The sequence below is a fragment of the Erythrobacter neustonensis genome, from assembly GCF_001663175.1.
GTDB classification, from domain to species: Bacteria; Pseudomonadota; Alphaproteobacteria; order Sphingomonadales; family Sphingomonadaceae; genus Erythrobacter; species Erythrobacter neustonensis.
Genome location: NZ_CP016033.1, coordinates 2,483,841 through 2,499,444, shown reverse-complemented (window position 1 = coordinate 2,499,444; position 15,604 = coordinate 2,483,841). Strand labels below are relative to the sequence as shown.

Genomic DNA, 15,604 nt, shown 5'->3' with positions numbered 1-15,604 from the left:
TCAGCCCGCAAGCTCCGCGAGCCGTCCCTTCACCGCTGCCAGATCGGCGGCAAACAGCGCCGTCTGCGCTTGCCGCGCGTCGCCATCAAGGCGCAGCAGATAGGACGGGTGAACTGTGAGCCACAGTTCCGACCCGTCGTCGAGCATCACCGGGCGGCCACGTTCGCGCGTGACGCTGACCGTGCGGCCGAGCATCGCGCGCGCCGCGCTGGCACCCAGCGCAAGCACGATCCGGGGCTGGACGATCGCGCGCTCGGCATCGAACCACCAGCGGCAGGTGTCGATCTCTTTCGCGCCGGGCGACTGGTGCAGGCGGTGCTTGCCTTTCCACGTGAACTTGAAGTGCTTGACCGCATTGGTGAGATAGGCGGCACCGCGTTCGATCCCGATGCGTGCCAGATGATCGTCCAGCAATTGTCCCGCCGGGCCGACAAAGGGCCGCCCGGCCAGATCCTCCTGATCGCCCGGCTGCTCGCCGACGATCATCAACCCTGAGAAATCCGGTGCATCCGGCGTGCCTTCGCCCGGCACCGCGCGGGTGCCACATTCGGCAATCGGGCAATCGCGGCAGGTAGCAATGGCCTGCGCCACCTCCGCGAGCGAGGCGGGACGCACGCGTTCTTCGCGTTCGCCCGCCTTGACCATTGCTGCCTCACGCGCCTGAGCGCCCGCGATCAACTGCGGGATAAGCTCTGCCTCTGGCAGGTTCTTCCAGTATTTCTTGGGCATTTCCGACAGCATCGCGCCGACCTTCAGCCGCGCCGGATTGAAGATCGAGGCGTAGTATGAACGCCACAGGTCCTCGACCGGATCGCCGCCGGGGGCATCCTCGCGGCGCGCAGGCGGGCCTTCGCGCATCGTCTCGCCATCCCAGTGGACGCTGCCTTGCGGGGTCAGGATCGACCAGCGCATATTGGCAAAGCGGCGCATGAAGAACGCCGCCTCGGCGCGCACGATATGGTGATCGGGCTCGAACCAGGCGACGAAGTGCGGCGTGCCGTCTTCTTCGGCGACTTCGCGGAAACGCACAAAGGCATGCATCTTGTGCGCATCGCGGCGCACAGATTTGGCAAGTTCCTCAAGCCGTCGCACCTCGGGATCGGCCTTGTCCTCCATCAGCCGCGGGTTGCGCTGTAGCCGCCACAGCAGGCGGTAAAGCAGCGCAAACCGCGTGGGGTCGGAATGCAGCGCGGCGCTGCGGGCAAGCGTCAGGAACCGCTGGCTGGCCCGCACCGCCGGGGCATCGGCGGGCGGCACGGGCAGGCGCTTTTCGCTGCGCGCGGGGCTTTCGGAGGCGAACAGATCGCCCGTTCCGCCGGGCTCGACCCAAGAAACGCGGTCCGGCGGCACATCGGCCTGCACCAGCCCGCGCGCCCGCTCACGCCAAGCGGCAAAATCATCGGGCGCAGGCAGATGCACGGCATAATGCGCGCCGAAAGACACGTGCTTGCGGGGGCCCATCAGAACAGTTCCAGCTGCTCGGACTTGGCGACCAGCATGCCGCGCAAATCCGCGCGGTCGGTGAGGAAGGTCGGGCGCCAGTCGAGGGTGCAGATGAAAGGCCGCACCTTGGCCACCGACACCGTCAGCCGCGCGATATCGTCCAATCGCAGCGTTCGGTGCCGCCGCGAGGCGAGGATGCGCGCCACCGCCTTGGTGCCCAGCCCCGGCACGCGCAGCAGCATTTCCTTGGGCGCGCGGTTCACATCGACCGGGAAACTTTCGCGGAATTTGAGCGCCCAGGCGAGCTTGGGATCGATATCGAGCGGCAGATTGCCATCGGCCTCGGCCGCATCGGCGACCTCCTGCGCGGCAAAGCCATAAAACCGCATCAGCCAGTCGGACTGGTAAAGCCGGTGTTCGCGCAGCAAGGGCGGGCGCTTCAGCGGCAGCACGGCGCTGGCATCGGGGATCGGGGAGAAGGCGCTGTAATAGACGCGGCGCAGACCGAAGCTGCCGTAAAGCCGGCTCGCCTTGCCGATGATCGCGGTGTCGTTGGCATCGTCCGCGCCGACGATCATCTGGGTCGATTGGCCCGCGGGCGCAAAACGCGGCGCGTGGCGGAACCGCTTGCGCTCGTCCTTGGCCTCGATGATCCGTGCCTTGGTGCGCGCAATCGCGCCTTCGATCTGGCCTTCGTTCTTGTCGGGTGCGAGCCTAGTCAGGCCGGCATTGGTCGGCAGTTCGACATTGATCGACACGCGGTCGGCATAGAGCCCGGCGGTATGGATAATCTCGGCATCGGCCTCGGGGATCGTCTTCAAGTGGATGTAGCCGCGAAAATCATGCTCCTCGCGCAGGATGCGCGCGACCTCGACCAGTTGCTCCATCGTGTGGTTGGCGTTCTTGACGATGCCCGAGGACAGGAACAGCCCTTCGATATAATTGCGCCGGTAGAAATTGAGCGTGAGGTCGACCACTTCCTGCGGCGTGAAGCGCGCGCGCGCCACGTTCGAGCTCTTGCGATTGATGCAGTAATGGCAATCGAAAATGCAGTGGTTGGTCAGCAGGATCTTGAGCAGCGAGATGCAGCGCCCGTCCGGCGCGTAGGCATGGCAAATGCCCATGCCTTCGGTCGAACCGAGGCCCTTGCCGCTCAGTGAATTCTTCTTGGCCGTGCCCGACGACGCGCATGATGCATCGTACTTTGCCGCATCGGCAAGGATCTCGAGTTTCTGGCGAAGTGTTTGTTGCATGAACCTGGAACACCTTTCGTGTTCCATATATGTTCTCGCAAGCGCTATGCCAAATGCAAAGCGTGCAAGCGCGCGATTACAGCACGCGGCGCAGCTTGCTGGCTTCGTCGCGCCCTGCCCCTTCGTTGCAAAGATAATCGATCACGGCAGGATGCATCGCGCCTTCGAAGGCCACCCCGGCAAACCCGCCATCGACCCAGGCAATTATCCCGAGCGGCGCATTGATAGTGCCGACCCGCATCGTCACGCTGTCGCCCACTTGCGCAAAGCCCGGCTTCGCGCGGATCTTGCAGCCGCCTTCGGACAGGTCGACCAGTTCGACGAATATCATCCGTGAACGCACCCGGCTTTTCACCGTCAGGTGCATCGGCCGCCGATCGGATGCGCGCGGGATGGAAGTCAGGTTCATGGTTTACGTATCGCACGAATTTCTAAAAGGAAAACTAAGCAGGTTAGAACTTGAAACTACGCACAAAGGCCCTGTAGGAACCAGTCGGGCACCCCGCCGCGGCCGTCGCCCGCGAGCCCTTGGCGGTAGATCCAGTATCGCCGCCCGCTGTCATCCTCGATCCGGTAATAATCGCGCAGCCGCGTGGTCGACCGTTCGCGCCACCATTCGGGCGCAATCCGTTCGGGCCCCTCGACCCGCGCCACATCACGCACCTGCCCGCGCCAGCGGAACCGCTGGGGCACCCCGTCGGGCGAGGCATAAAGCACCGCGATCAGTTCTGGCCGGTCGAGCATTTTCAGCGGACGGGTGTGGAATGCGAGCCGGCTTTGTATCGGCGGAACAGGTGCAAGCGGGGGCTGCCAGCCCTGTGCGCGTTCGGGGATGTGGCTCGCACGGGCAACGGGGCGGGTAACGGCCTTGGCCCCGAGCCGGACGGTCAGCCGGTCGATGCACGCGGCAAGCGAAGTGCCATGGTTTTCGGCCGCTGCATCGAGATCGGCCTGCGACAGATGCAAGGGCTCGGTCCAGCTGGCGCGCAGTTGCACCATCTCGATCCCGAAACCTGCATCGACATCGTCCAGCCGCGCGGCAAACAGCCGGGTGATGTGGTCCGCCGCGCGGGTTGCGGCGGCGAGTTCGATCCGGCGTTGCAGCACCTCGCCATCCACCCGCCACAGCGCCAGTTCAAGCCGCCGTGCGCCCTCCCCCGATGCCTCGAGCGTGCGGACCATGTCGGCGGCAAGATCGGCCACCACGGTATCGAGCGGGGTGCGATGGCGCAGCGGCTCCATCAACCGGCGCTGGACCATCGGCATCGGCCGCGCGAGCACCGGGAGCAAGGGCTCAGGCACGCGGCCGAGCAGCTGGTCGAGACGCAGCAGCGGATTGGCCGCAGGCGCGCGGTGATTGCGAAAGCGGCGGCGCAGCGCATCGCGCGCGGCCGCTTCGCTGTCCGGATCATCGCCCGCACCGCTGACGCCGGCCAGTTCGCCCAGACGCTTGATCCCCAGGCGGCGCAGCACGGTCAGCACATCGTCATCAAGGCGAAGCGCAGCAGCGGGCAAATCGCCCAGCAGATGCAGCGGATCATCGCCGGGGGCAAGGATCGCCGGCCCGCGCGCATAATGCGACAGTGCCCAGGCGGCGCCGGCCGTCGGGGCAATCGCGGCGCGCGCGGTCAGTCCGCGCTGGGCAAAGCCGCGCACGGCGTCTTCAAGCAAGCGCGCCTCGCCGCCGAACAGATGGGCGACCCCGGTAATATCGACCAACAGGCCATCAGGTGGATCAAGCGCGCTCCATGGCCCCCAACGCTGGGCCCACAGTGCAAGCTTTTCGAGCATCGCAAGATCGCCTGCCGGATCGGCCGGCACCGCCGCCAGTTCCGGACACAGCGCACGCGCATCGGCGAGCAGCATCCCGGTGCGCGCACCAGCCTCCGCCCCGCAATCATTGACCGCAACGATGCGCGGCCCGTGCGCGGTATCGAGGATCAGCGCCGTGGGCGCGCGGTCCGCCTCAGCCGAGGACGTGCGCCGCCAGCGATCGACCGACAGTCGCGCGAGCCAGATCGACATGATCCGGCGCGGCAGCGGCATCGTGGTCGGATTCGCCGGCGATGCGCAGGGTTCCTGCATCATCGCTGAGGCTCCATTGGCCGGGCTGATGGGTGCGCGCCCGGAACAGTTCGGCGTACCAGGTCGCCGTGCCCGGCGCCGCCGGGTTCCAGCGCGGGGGCGCAGAACGTGCCGCCGCCACCTGCCAGCGCATCCGGGCCGAAGACAGGTCGGGCGCTGCATCCAGCCGCACCAGCCACAACCGCACGCCGTGCCTTTCCGCCATCAGGCTGAGCCGGCGCGAGGCGGTAAAGCCGAGCGCCTTGGGGTTGCCTGCGATCTCTCCGATCACGCAGGCAAGCTCGCGGCATTTCAGACCCTCCTCAAGCGCAAACAGCGCATCTTCGGGGGTGAGCGCCGCGACATGGATCAGGCGGTGCGCAAGGTCTTGCGGCAAGCCGGCAAGACAGGGCCGTCCGCCCAGCCTGATCGCCGCGCGGTCCTGCACCCACAGAATCTGGCGGGCGTCGTCGTCGCCGCGATCTTCGGCACATGACGTCAGAGCGTCACGAGCAAAGGCCAGCGCCAGCCCTGCGCCGCTTGCCTCATTGGCCGAGGCGAAGATTTCCGAGTGGAAAGGCTGCGCAGCAAGGCCCGGACGCCAGCGCGCATCGGGCAATGCGCAAGGCACATCGCGCGTCAGGGCGCGCGGCAAAATACCGTGGGGCAGCGGCACAGAAGGCATCAAGGACATGGGCGAACGACTCATTTGTTCGCCTTATGTTCCAATCTTGGCGTGCTGACAATGCAAAGGGCGCGAGAAGCTGTGTGCTTCCCGCGCCCTTCGATTTGCGTACCGCTGCGACTTATTCGTCGATCACGGGCCCGGGAAACTCGCCCATATCCGGCGCATCGTCCTGTGTCTCGCCATGCTGCAGGTTCGAATTGCGCAAGCCATAGACGAAATACAGCGCGACTGCCCCGACCATGAAATAGGCGAAGAAGGTCAGCACATTCAGAGGCACGGTCGTGATGAGATAGACGCACGACAGGATGCCCAGCACCGGCAGCACCGGATAAAGCGGTACCTTGAACCCGCGCGGCAGATCAGGCGCCGCGCGGCGCAGGTAGATCACCGAAAGGCATACGATCGCAAACGCCGCCAGCGTGCCAACCGACGTCATGTCGCCCAGCACGTTGATGTCGAAGAAACCTGCCGCGACAGCGGTCACGATCCCCACCACGATGGTGTTGAGCGCAGGGGTCTGGAACCGCGGGTGAACATTGCTGAACACCTTGGGCAGCAACCCGTCGCGCGCCATCGTGTAGAAGATGCGTGTCTGGGCATACATCAGCACCAGCACCACCGAAGTCAGACCGATGATCGCGCCGACCTTGATGATCTTCGCCAGCCAGCCCCACTGCGGACCGAAGTTATCGACCACCACGGCAACCGGATCGGGCACGTTCAGCGTGCTGTAGGGCACCAGCAGGGTCATGATCGCGGCGACCAGCATATAGATCACCGTGCAGACGATAAGGCTGCCGATGATACCGAACGGCATATCCTTCGCAGGGTTCTTGGCTTCCTGGCCCGCGGTAGAAACCGCTTCGAAGCCAATATAGGCGAAGAACACGATCGAGGCGGCGCGCATGATCCCGTCGACCCCGAACTGGCCGGGGCCGGTGTTTTCGGGAATGAAGGGCACCCAGTTGGTGGACACCAGCGTCGGCAGGTTGCTCAGCACGATCCCGCCGCCAACGACGATGAAGGCGGCAAGCACGCTGACCTTGATCGCGACGATGACGTTATTGACCTTGGCGCTTTCCGAGACGCCGACCACCAGCAACAGCGCCAGCGCCATGCAGATCATGAACGCGGGCAGGTTGAAAAGCGTCGTCACAGTCTGACCGTCGACCAGCACCGGTGCGCCGTCACGCATCAGCGTATAGCCGGCAGGCCCGGTAAATTGTGGCGGGATGACAAGGCCGAAGTCTGCCAGCAGGCTGACGACATAACCCGACCAGCCCACCGCCACGACCGACGCGGCGAGACCATATTCGAGCAGCAGCAATGCGCCCATGATCCATGCGACGAATTCGCCCAACGTGGTGTAGCTGTAAGTGTAGGCCGACCCCGACACCGGCAGCGTCGAGGACAGTTCGGCATAGCACAGGCCGGCAAAGGCGCACACGATGCCCGCGACAACGAAGCTGAGCAGCACGGCAGGGCCGGCATGCAGCGCGGCCGCGCTACCGGTGCGGACGAAGATGCCCGCGCCGATGATGCAGCCCACGCCGAGCAGGAGAAGATTCCACTTGCCCAGCGAACGCTTCAGTTCGCTTGTCGCGCTTTCGCGCTGCACCTGTGCGATGGATTTGCGCGCGAACATGCGCGCAGCGATGCTGCCATTTGGTTTGCTGGCCATTACCAGTTCCCCCTGCACGCCTGCGCGGCGCGCGGCTTTACCCGATCAAGAAACATCTGAGTTAGGTCTCCCACTGATCGCAAGCAGATCCCCCGCGCGATCGAATGGGCGCAACGCTAGCGCAACTGCCTCGCAAAACAAGCCGCAATGCGCAGGCTTTCCCCCAGCCTGCACACCCGCTAGAGCCTCGACCCATGTCCACGACCTTCCAGCTCGACACGAGCACAAGCCGCGCCAACCCCACTCCTGCCCCGATGAAGCGCCTGACGGTGCCTGCCATCCGCGCGCGCAAGGTGAACGGGGTGACGGGCGAACCGCTGGTGATGCTGACCGCCTATACCGCGCGGCAGGCGCAGCTGCTCGATGCGCATTGCGATCTGCTGCTGGTGGGCGATTCCCTCGGGCAGGTGATCTATGGCCTGCCCTCGACCGTGCCGGTGACCTTGGAGATGATGGCGAACCACGGCGCGGCGGTGGTGCGCGGCAGCTATCATTCGGTGGTGGTGGTCGACATGCCTTTCGGAAGCTACGAAGCCTCGCCCCAGCAGGCGTTCGAAAGCGCGGCTTTTCTGATGAAGCAGACCGACGCGGCCGCGGTCAAACTGGAAGGGGGCGCGGCGATGGCGCCCACGGTCGCCTTCCTCAACAGCCGCGGCATTCCGGTGATGGGCCATGTCGGCCTCACCCCGCAGGCGGTCAATGTGCTGGGCGGCTATGGCGCGCGCGGGCGTTCCGATGCCGAAGCCGAAAAGATCGTTTCGGATGCCAAGGCGCTCGATGATGCGGGCGCTTTTGCGATCGTCATCGAAGGCGTGGTCGAACCGATCGCGATTGCCGCGACGAAGGCGGTGGCTTGCCCCACGATTGGTATCGGCGCTTCGGCGCAATGCGATGGGCAGGTGCTGGTTACCGAAGACATGCTCGGCATGTTCGAGCGCGTGCCGCGTTTCGTGAAACGGTACGAAGACATCGCCGGTGTGATCGACCGCACTGTCGCGCAGTATGCGGCAGAAGTGCGCGATCGCAGCTTCCCCACCGCAGACCAGACATATCAGCCCAAGGCCTGATCTTTAGGGCCACGCGCCAATCGCCCGGCAAGCGGTGCCGCGATCACAAGCTGCGCAAGATGGTAGAGCAGCAGCGGCGCAATCACGAACCCTGCACTTGCCGGAGGAAACAGGATAGCGGCCAGCGGCGCGCCGATGGCGACGCTTTTTTGCGATCCTGCGAACAGGAACGCGATTCGGTCGGGGCGAGGCAGGCGCAGCAGCCGGGCCACGCTCCAGGCGCTCGCCAGCGCCGCGACCAACATCGCGAGCACCAGAACGACCAGCGCTGCCCAGTCTGCCGTGCCGAACATCGTTCCCAGGCCTTGCTCGACCGCGCCCGAAAACGCGACATAGACCGCAATCCCGATCACCGCTCGGTCAAGCCAGGCCGCGGTGGACTTGTGCGCGATCAGCCGGTCGATGAAACGGTCCTGCACCATCTGCCCAATAGCGAATGGCAGCACGAGGATCAGCACGATCCGCAGGATCGCGCTCGTCCCGATATCGCCTGCCGCTCCGCCGCCAACCGCGGCAAACAGCGGCGCGCTGATGATCACCCCGGCAATATTGATCAGAGCCGCGCCCACCACCGACAGCGCGACATTGCCATTGGCAAGGCTGGTGTAGGACGTGGCTGATTGCACCGTCGAAGGCAGGCATCCCAGATAGATGAAACCCAGTGCGACCAGCGGCGGCAGCCACGGCGCGGCGAGTTTGGCAAAGGCAAGCCCGATCAGGGTCATCGCGCCGAACACGAACAGCATCAGCGGCCCGAAATAACGCCAGTTGGCAAGCCCGCGGCGGATTTCGGACCGTCGGATGCGCATCCCGTTGACGAGGAAAAGGACAAATATCCCGACATTGGAAATCGTCGTCGCGACGGCACGCGCCGGGCCTGCGGCAGGCACGATCAGCGCAAGAAGCGTGGCGAGCACCAAGACCGCGATCATCGGATCACGCAAGGCGGCAAACCGCGCGAGGATTGGCGTAGAACCGGGCATCAGGCGTGCGTCCCTGCCGTGCGTGGACGCAGATGTCGAGCGCGCTTCTACCGCGCAGCAAACTTCCGCGGTCTGATTTCCGCCAAAAGCGCCGCCATTTTTTCTGCGGCTTGCCGGTCGCCCATCGCCAGAGCCGCCCGCAGGCGCAGACCCAGCACAGCCGGATCGTGCCCCGCACCAAGGCCGATGGCATGATCTAGCAAGCGGGCTGCGCGTTCCCATTCGCCGCGATTAGCCTTCCACCGGGCAAGCGCAATGATGGCGCTCGCGGTCCGGGGCTCGCCCTTTACCTGTCGCATAAGCAGGACTCCGGCAGCGGCCCGGTTACCGTGCCGGGCAAAAGTCCACACCGCCTTGCGCGCAGTGGGCCATGGCCGCCGCGCTTCGGAAGCAAGCGCATAGTCGGTCAATGCAGCGCGCGGATCGCCCGCCCCCAGCAAGGCGTCGCCCGCCAGCGCGGCAACATCGGCGGATGCGGGAAAGCGCAAACGCAGCGTGCGAGCTTGCGCGGCGGCACCGTCACGATCGCCATTCCACAAGGCGCGGCGCACATTGCTGGTGGGTTGCGGAAGCCCGTCGCGCAGCGCTAGCACGGCCGCCTCGTCCCGCACCGGACGATAGGCGCGCGCCAGCAAAGGCGCCGCCGCTGCGCGATTGCCCAATCGTTCGTGCGCGCGGGCGACCAGCATCAGCAGATAGGGCGACGTTTCGGGCAAGTCGGCTTCCGGCCCGAACCGGGTGACAACGGACTGGAACTGCCCGCCCATCATCAACGCACAGGCCAGCAGTTCACGCAACCGCGGATTGGCAGGTTGCCGCGCGGTCAATGTCTCCAGCGTTGCCGCAGCACTTTCGCCGTTGCCTTGCGAAAGACTGATCGCTGCATCGAGCAACATCGCGGCCGGAATGCCGCGCTCGGTGATGCGGCTGCGTTCAAGCAGGCTGCGCGCAAGGACGAATTCCTGTCCGCGTGCGGCGAGCACGGCCTGAAAATACAAGGCACGCGGATCGTTGGGAGCGCGTTCGGCCAACTTGCGCACCCCTTCGAGCATCGCTGCCGCATCGCCGCTATCGCCGAGCGTGGCTGCATATTCGGCCAGGATATCGGCGTCTTCCGGATCTGCTACGTGCGCTGCATCGAACCATCCCAAGGCATCCGGCGCGCCGTGGGCATCGCGCACCATAAGCCCGCGCAGACGCAAGGCCGGGGCATAATCCGGCCCGAACGCCAGCGCGCGGTCTGCCGCCTCGAGCGCAGTGAGATGTTCACCGCCGCGCAGGCGAAGCCGCGCGATCGCAAGCCAGAGGTCGGGATTTTCAGGGCCCAGCGCGCGCGCCTCGTCAAGCGTTGCGCCTGCCGCCGCGAGCGCGCCTTCGTCTATCGCGGCGTTGGCATCGTTGATCAGCCGCGTGAATTGCGGGCTGCCCTCACCCGATCCTGACCGCGGCGCCGATACCGGGGTTTGCGAGCAGGCTGCCATCCCCAGCAAAAGCGCCGCCCAAAGACATGCAGCAAACCTACGGCTGAAGGTCATATTGCTTCAGCAGATCGTACAATGTCGGGCGACTTATCCCGAGCATCTTGGCCGTGCTGGAGATATTGCCTTCCGACCGGGCGAGCGCGTGCCGGATCACCCGGCGATCGGCCGCTTCGCGTGCGGCCTTAAGGTTGAGGACATCGCCGTCCTCTTCGTCGCTTGGGCCGAAATCGAGGTCGCCTGCGTTGACCAGCTTGCCATCGGCCATGATCACCGCGCGTTTGACGCGGTTTTCAAGCTCGCGCACGTTGCCCGGCCAGTCATGGGCATCGATCGCCGCCAGCGCATCAGGCGAAAAGCCGGTGACCGCCGGATTCATTTCGGCTGCGAACCGCTTGAGCAGCGCTTTGGCCAGCAACACCGGATCGCCGTGCCTTTCGGCAAGGCCGGGAATGCGGATCACGATTTCAGCGAGGCGGTAGAACAGGTCCTCGCGGAAAAGACCCGCAGTGATCATGCTTTCGACATCCTGATGGGTGGCGCAAACGATGCGGGTGTTGACCGCGATCGCGCGGCGCCCGCCCACGCGTTCGATCGTGCGTTCCTGCAGAAACCGCAGAAGCTTGACCTGTAGCGGGAGCGGAATGTCGCCAACCTCGTCAAGAAACAGCGTGCCCCCATCGGCACTTTCGATCTTGCCTTCGGTAGTCTTGACGGCGCCGGTGAACGCGCCTTTTTCATGCCCGAACAGTTCGCTTTCCAGAAGGTTTTCGGGGATGGCGGCGCAATTGATCGCGACGAACGGCCCGCTTGCCCGGTCGCTTGCCTCGTGCAGCCCCTTGGCCAGCAATTCCTTGCCCGTGCCGCTCGCGCCCAGCAGCATTACCGAAACGCTGGTGCGGGCCACGCGCTCGATCGTGCGCGCGACCTTGACCATTTCGGGCGCGCCGGTGATCATCCGGCCAAGCACGGTCTTGTCCGCACTGGCAGAGGCGACCAGCCGCCGGTTTTCCTCCTCGATTGCGCGCAGGTTGAAAGCGCGCCGCACGATCAAGCCAAGGGCATCGATATCGATCGGCTTCTGGTAGAAATCATAGGCACCGCGGGCGATTGCGGCCAAGGCACTTTCGCGCGCGCCGTGGCCCGATGCGACGATCACCTTGGTATCGGGTTTCAGCGCCATGATCGCGTCAAGCACTGCAAAGCCTTCGCTGGTTCCGTCCGGATCGGGGGGCAGCCCGAGATCGAGCGTGACCACGCCCGGCGCCTCGGACCGCAGAGCCGCAATCGCGCTGTCGCGATCGCCCGCAATCACGACCTCGAAATCATCATAGGCCCATTTCAACTGGGCTTGCAGACCGGGATCGTCCTCGATCACCAGCAATACGGGTTTCTTGTCAGCCATCACGCGACCTCTTGATGGATGGAATTGTCGGTTTCTCCCTGCGCCAGCAGGCTCGCGGCGGCAGCAAGCGGCAGCGTGACGGTGAAACGGGTGCCGAGCCCCTCGCGGCTTTCGACCATCAGCCGCCCGTTCATCGCGCGGATCAGTTCGCGCGCTTCGAAGGCACCGATCCCGAAACCGCCAGGCTTGGACGAGATGAACGGCTTGAATAGTCCGGTCCGCACGAATTCGGGGCTCATACCTTCGCCGGAATCGATCACTTCGATCGTGCCGCTGAGGCCTTCGGCCGTGATATCCAGAAACACCGGACTGCCGGGCGCACTGGCGTCGATGGCGTTCTGGACCAAGTGGATCAGCGCCTGCTCCAACGCCTCGCGTTTGCCCATCACATGAACCGGCAACTCGCGAGTCAGCGCAACGGGATGCACGCTTGCAAATTGTGCGGCAATGCCGCGCGCCAGCGACACCAGATCGATCGGGCCGAGATCGGCAACATGGCCAGACCCGTAACGCCCGAGGCGGGCCAGCAAGGCCGACAGCTTTTCCGAAGAATTGCGCAGCGTCACCAGCATGTCGGCCCGGAACGCAGGATTGTCGGCATGCTTTTCCGCATTTGCAGCCAACAGCGACAACTGGCTGACGAGGTTCTTGATGTCATGCATCACGAAGGCCATGCGCCGGTTGAATTCGTCAAAGCGGCTGGCATCCATCAAAGCCTGCTGGCCGGCCTGTTCCGCAAGGTAACTTGCCAATTGCTGGCCGGCGACGCGCAACAGGTCGAAATCCTCCCAGTCGAGTGGGCGCGGATTGCGCGGGCGGGCAAGGACGATGACGCCCACCAACCGGTCGAAATGGATCAGCGGGACGAGCGCCCAGGCATCCTCGGCCTCCATCAGCCAGCCCGGAACCTGTGCCGCTTCGCCCGCGTGATCGATCCCGGCGCGGGCTTCGTCAAACGCGAGGATCAGGTTGTGCTGTTCGAGCACTGCAGCAAGCGCATTGTCAGCTGCCACTGCCGGGACCGCGAGAGTGGGCCAGTTGAACCGCGCCGTCAGCTCAAGCTGGGCCTGTTCGTTGGGCATCAGCAAGAGCCCGGCCGGGCTTTCGGTGATGTCGGCCAAGGCCTTGACGATCCGCTCCTCAAGGCTTGCTCCGCCCGCGCTGCCCTGCCCGATGGTGCGGGTGAACCGCAGCCACTCCTCGCGGTAATCATAGCGATGCTGAAACAGGTGCTTGGTCGCGGTCACCCGCAGCCACCCGCGCAGCCGCGGCGATGGCAGCGCCAGGCCCGCAGCGACAATCGCAGCGATCACGAATACCGCCTGGCTCGCATGGGCCATGTCGCCGCCAATCATCGCAATCGCCTTGGCTCCGACCACCAGCATGGTCAGATAGACCCCGATCAGAACCAGCGAGAGCGTCCGAAAGGCGACGGCGCGCGAAGGGCTGAATTGCACCCGCGGCCCCGCCGCGCTCAACCCCAGTGCCGCCAACACGGCCATTGCGCCCGAAAACAGTCCGCGCAGGTCTCCCAATGGCTGGGGCAAAGCGCCGCCCAGATAGGCCAGCGTATCGAGGTTGAGGTCGAAAACGAAAATCCCGCCAAGCGCGATCCCGGTCCAGCGCAGCACCGGCCGCATCGCGCTTGCCGCGCCTGCATAAAGGTTATGGAGCAGCATCAGCGCGCCGATTGCGACCAGCATGTCGATCAGCAGCCGCACCGCGAAAATATCCTGCGCGCCGGCCGCGCCATTCGCCGTGGCTGGCAGATCCTGCGCCAGAACGAGCGCGGGTTGCAGCAATTGGACGAGGACGAGCGACACAATCAGCGGACGAACGGGTTTGAGCGTGGCGGTTCTGCCATCCGCTTTGAAAAGGCAGTAGATCGTCGCGATCAGAGCGAGATTGCGCGCCGCAGCGGCAATCGTCGCTGCGGTATGATCGGCGCCCAGAATTGCGGCCAGCAGGCACCAGACAGTGCTGGCGGCTGATGCGGCCAGCAAACCGCCGCGGTCGGGCCGCGAAGGGTCAGCGCGGTAAAAGATGCACAGGATCGCTGCGCCGTTCAGCGCCGCGCCTGCAAGCCAGATCCCCAGCCCCGCCAGCGGCAGGAGCGCACCAAGCCCGGTCATCGCGCACCTTCGGGCCAAAGGATGACCCGCAAGGTCTGCAACAGGATCACCAGATCGAGGAACGGTGTGTAATTCTTGGCGTAGTAGAGATCATATTCGAGCTTGCAGCGGCTATCCTCGACCGACGCGCCATAGGGGTAGTTGATCTGCGCCCAGCCGGTGATGCCCGGTTTCACCATGTGGCGCTCGCTGTAGAACGGAATCTGATCTTCGAGCGATTCGACAAAGGCCGGCACTTCGGGTCGCGGGCCGACGAAACTCATTTCGCCTTTCAGCACGCTCCATGATTGCGGCAATTCGTCGATCCGGACCTTGCGGATAAAACGCCCGAGGCGGGTAACGCGCGGATCGTTCTTCTCGGCCCATTTGGCCCCGTCCTTCTCGGCATCGGTGCGCATCGAGCGCAGCTTGATGAGCGTAAACGGCTCACCATAAAGCCCGACGCGCTGCTGACGGAAAAATGCCGGCCCCTTGCTGTCGAGTTTGACCAGCAGCGCGAACAGCACGATCACCGGCGCGGTCAGCACCAGCAATACGGTGCTGGCCGTGATGTCGAAGATCCGCTTGATCGCGCTTGAAAACATCCGCGAACTTGAAAACCCGTCCGAGAATATCAGCCAGGAAGGGTTGATCGTCTCCAGATCGACCCGCCCGGTTTCGCGTTCGATGAAGCTCGAAAAATCATTGACGTGGACGCCCTTGGTCTTGATCCGCAGGAGATCCTTGAGCGGCAGGGCGTTGCGGCGTTCCTGCAATGCGAGCACCACTTCCGATACGCCGAGATTTTCCACGAACCGGCCAAGATCGTGAATGGCGCCGCGCGCGATCGCCTCTTCGACGACACGGTTGTCCTCGCTCATGGCGACATAGGAAACGACGGAAAATCCGGTTTCGGGCTTGTCGCCCAGTTCCCGCAAGCGCTGCGCCCGCGATCCGGCGCCCAGCACCATGACGCGGCGCCGGAAAGCGGAGGACCCGAGAAAGGAATTGAGCAGCAAGCGGTCGGCGACCAGCACGACGATCGCCAGCCCCATTGTATAGAGCAGCGTCGAGCGCCAGAACATGTCGCTGCGGATCACGAAATCGACCACGGCGAGCGCAATGATCCCGAGACTGATCGCGACCAGCACGCGGGCACCGGCAAAACGCAGGGACCGAAGGGCGTATGGGCCGTAAACCCCAACGGCAATCATCGCCAGCCAGATGACCAGAGCCGTGCCCACAAGCGCGAAACCGCGACCTGATAGGGCACCCAGATCCATGCCGATCTGATGCGCGCGCCATTGCCATGCAAGCTCGCTCGCGATGACCAGCAAGATCAGATCGAGCAGCCCGAGCAGCAGCACGGCGTGCGGGATATAGTGCTTGAACAGGCGGATCATTTGGTCGCGGTCCGGTTAACCATCACAG

The 15,604-nt window shown here is 64.7% G+C and carries 12 protein-coding genes; 1 reads left to right on the top strand and 11 read right to left on the bottom strand.

The genetic code is table 11. The features are described 5' to 3' along the window. From A9D12_RS11570 to A9D12_RS11545, 6 genes are all read right to left on the bottom strand, one after another. Complete coding sequence (locus A9D12_RS11570; RefSeq protein WP_068351981.1) at positions 1-1,461, bottom strand: UdgX family uracil-DNA binding protein; 1,461 nt, start codon at positions 1,459-1,461, stop codon at positions 1-3. Continuing rightward, a complete protein-coding gene (locus A9D12_RS11565) occupies positions 1,461-2,696 on the bottom strand; it encodes a putative DNA modification/repair radical SAM protein (protein WP_068351979.1) in 1,236 nt (411 codons plus the stop codon). The genes A9D12_RS11570 and A9D12_RS11565 overlap by 1 nt, the downstream gene beginning before the upstream one ends. 76 nt (positions 2,697-2,772) lie before the next feature. Next, positions 2,773-3,105: a PilZ domain-containing protein gene (locus tag A9D12_RS11560; RefSeq protein ID WP_082925545.1), complete on the bottom strand. Its 333-nt coding sequence runs from the start codon at positions 3,103-3,105 to the stop codon at positions 2,773-2,775. A 56-nt stretch (positions 3,106-3,161) separates the two neighbouring features. Then, positions 3,162-4,742 (bottom strand): DUF6504 family protein, encoded by a 1,581-nt coding sequence (locus A9D12_RS11555; protein ID WP_068351977.1) that lies wholly within the window; start codon positions 4,740-4,742, stop codon positions 3,162-3,164. Next, positions 4,663-5,454, bottom strand: a complete 792-nt coding sequence (locus A9D12_RS11550; RefSeq protein ID WP_231889616.1) for a recA-like protein — start codon at positions 5,452-5,454, stop codon at positions 4,663-4,665. The genes A9D12_RS11555 and A9D12_RS11550 overlap by 80 nt, the downstream gene beginning before the upstream one ends. Positions 5,455-5,566: 112 nt before the next feature. Next, the gene (locus tag A9D12_RS11545; protein ID WP_068351975.1) at positions 5,567-7,129 is read right to left on the bottom strand and encodes an amino acid permease; all 1,563 of its coding nucleotides are present in this window, start codon (positions 7,127-7,129) and stop codon (positions 5,567-5,569) included. A gap of 194 nt (positions 7,130-7,323) precedes the next feature. Between A9D12_RS11545 and panB the strand changes: the two genes are divergently transcribed. After that, positions 7,324-8,196 carry a 3-methyl-2-oxobutanoate hydroxymethyltransferase gene (gene panB / locus A9D12_RS11540; RefSeq protein WP_068351973.1) on the top strand — a complete coding sequence of 291 codons (873 nt, stop codon included), beginning with the start codon at positions 7,324-7,326 and terminating at the stop codon, positions 8,194-8,196. Here the strand turns inward: panB and A9D12_RS11535 are convergent. Genes A9D12_RS11535 through A9D12_RS11515 form a run of 5 tightly spaced genes read right to left on the bottom strand, consistent with a single transcriptional unit; the run spans position 8,181 to position 15,576 of the window. Continuing rightward, on the bottom strand, positions 8,181-9,179 hold the full coding sequence (locus A9D12_RS11535) for a bile acid:sodium symporter family protein (protein ID WP_068351971.1): 999 nt from the start codon (positions 9,177-9,179) through the stop codon (positions 8,181-8,183). The two genes, panB and A9D12_RS11535, sit on opposite strands and share 16 nt — an antisense overlap. Before the next feature lie 47 nt (positions 9,180-9,226). Next, on the bottom strand, positions 9,227-10,660 hold the full coding sequence (locus tag A9D12_RS11530; protein ID WP_068351969.1) for a tetratricopeptide repeat protein: 1,434 nt from the start codon (positions 10,658-10,660) through the stop codon (positions 9,227-9,229). A 37-nt stretch (positions 10,661-10,697) separates the two neighbouring features. After that, positions 10,698-12,062 (bottom strand): PEP-CTERM-box response regulator transcription factor, encoded by a 1,365-nt coding sequence (gene prsR / locus A9D12_RS11525; protein WP_068351966.1) that lies wholly within the window; start codon positions 12,060-12,062, stop codon positions 10,698-10,700. After that, on the bottom strand, positions 12,062-14,194 hold the full coding sequence (gene prsK, locus A9D12_RS11520) for an XrtA/PEP-CTERM system histidine kinase PrsK (protein ID WP_068351965.1): 2,133 nt from the start codon (positions 14,192-14,194) through the stop codon (positions 12,062-12,064). Before prsK ends, prsR begins: the two co-directional genes overlap by 1 nt. Beyond that, complete coding sequence (locus A9D12_RS11515) at positions 14,191-15,576, bottom strand: TIGR03013 family XrtA/PEP-CTERM system glycosyltransferase (protein ID WP_068351963.1); 1,386 nt, start codon at positions 15,574-15,576, stop codon at positions 14,191-14,193. The genes prsK and A9D12_RS11515 overlap by 4 nt, the downstream gene beginning before the upstream one ends. Positions 15,577-15,604: the final 28 nt, after the last annotated feature.

Excerpts from the sequence above, each read along its gene's own strand:
- A9D12_RS11570 (WP_068351981.1), bottom strand. The coding sequence starts at position 1,461 with ATGGGCCCCCGCAAGCACGTGTCTTTCGGCGCGCATTATGCCGTGCAT.
- A9D12_RS11565 (WP_068351979.1), bottom strand. The coding sequence starts at position 2,696 with ATGCAACAAACACTTCGCCAGAAACTCGAGATCCTTGCCGATGCGGCA.
- A9D12_RS11560 (WP_082925545.1), bottom strand. The coding sequence starts at position 3,105 with ATGAACCTGACTTCCATCCCGCGCGCATCCGATCGGCGGCCGATGCAC.
- A9D12_RS11555 (WP_068351977.1), bottom strand. The coding sequence starts at position 4,742 with ATGCCGCTGCCGCGCCGGATCATGTCGATCTGGCTCGCGCGACTGTCG.
- A9D12_RS11550 (WP_231889616.1), bottom strand. The coding sequence starts at position 5,454 with ATGTCCTTGATGCCTTCTGTGCCGCTGCCCCACGGTATTTTGCCGCGC.
- A9D12_RS11545 (WP_068351975.1), bottom strand. The coding sequence starts at position 7,129 with ATGGCCAGCAAACCAAATGGCAGCATCGCTGCGCGCATGTTCGCGCGC.
- panB (WP_068351973.1), top strand. The coding sequence starts at position 7,324 with ATGTCCACGACCTTCCAGCTCGACACGAGCACAAGCCGCGCCAACCCC.
- A9D12_RS11535 (WP_068351971.1), bottom strand. The coding sequence starts at position 9,179 with ATGCCCGGTTCTACGCCAATCCTCGCGCGGTTTGCCGCCTTGCGTGAT.
- A9D12_RS11530 (WP_068351969.1), bottom strand. The coding sequence starts at position 10,660 with ATGGCAGCCTGCTCGCAAACCCCGGTATCGGCGCCGCGGTCAGGATCG.
- prsR (WP_068351966.1), bottom strand. The coding sequence starts at position 12,062 with ATGGCTGACAAGAAACCCGTATTGCTGGTGATCGAGGACGATCCCGGT.
- prsK (WP_068351965.1), bottom strand. The coding sequence starts at position 14,194 with ATGACCGGGCTTGGTGCGCTCCTGCCGCTGGCGGGGCTGGGGATCTGG.
- A9D12_RS11515 (WP_068351963.1), bottom strand. The coding sequence starts at position 15,576 with ATGATCCGCCTGTTCAAGCACTATATCCCGCACGCCGTGCTGCTGCTC.